Source organism: Candidatus Hakubella thermalkaliphila (genome assembly GCF_013281975.1).
Taxonomy (GTDB): domain Bacteria; phylum Actinomycetota; class Humimicrobiia; order Hakubellales; family Hakubellaceae; genus Hakubella; species Hakubella thermalkaliphila.
Genome location: NZ_BLRZ01000445.1, coordinates 1 through 592 on the forward strand (window position 1 = coordinate 1; position 592 = coordinate 592).

A 592-nucleotide genomic window follows, 5' to 3' on the forward strand; every position below is an offset into this window, starting at 1 on the left:
GCGGGGAGCCCAGGCTAGGAAAATAATAGAGATGGTATAATAAAGGATCGGCCAGGCGCCGCGGCGAACCACGTCGCCTGAAAATTGGGTTATTTTTAAGGGAACCAGGAATAAATTGGCATATTCCGTAACCTTGATTCCAGGTGATGGGATCGGACCGGAAATAACCAAAGCTATGCAGCGGACCATTGAGGCCACTGGGGTAGATGTGCGGTGGGAGGTGGTGGAAGCCGGAGAGAGAGCCATGGCGGCTCAGGGGACTCCTCTGCCGGACCAGGTCCTGGCTTCCATCCGGAGTAACCGGGTGGCCATTAAAGGTCCTATCACCACACCGGTGGGCAGCGGATTCAGGAGCGTGAATGTCTTTATACGGAAGGAGCTGGACCTCTACGCCTGCCTGCGACCGGTCTTCTCCATCTATGCAAATATACATCCCAAAAATCTAATCCTATCCTCCGCTGGAAAAGTGATTTCTTCTTCGGAATCGCTGCGGAAGACGGAAACTTACTACAGCAGCGATACGATAAGGATGGCTACCAGCGTTCCCAACAGGGCTCCTACAATAACGTCGGAGGGAAAGTGAGCGCCGACG

General features: G+C 53.7%; 1 protein-coding gene and 1 pseudogene. One reads left to right on the forward strand and one right to left on the reverse strand.

Annotation, left to right across the window (positions count from 1 at the left end; translation table 11 throughout):
* Nucleotides 1–115: 115 nt before the first annotated feature.
* Nucleotides 116–415 (forward strand): annotated as a pseudogene (locus HW443_RS14225) (isocitrate/isopropylmalate family dehydrogenase); the annotation flags it as partial.
* A 92-nt stretch (nt 416–507) separates the two neighbouring features.
* On the opposite strand, the gene HW443_RS14230 reads toward HW443_RS14225, so the two are convergent.
* Entirely contained in the window at nt 508–564 is a 57-nt protein-coding gene (locus tag HW443_RS14230) for a hypothetical protein (RefSeq protein WP_407079833.1), read from the reverse strand.
* Between the last annotated feature and the right edge of the window lie 28 nt (nt 565–592).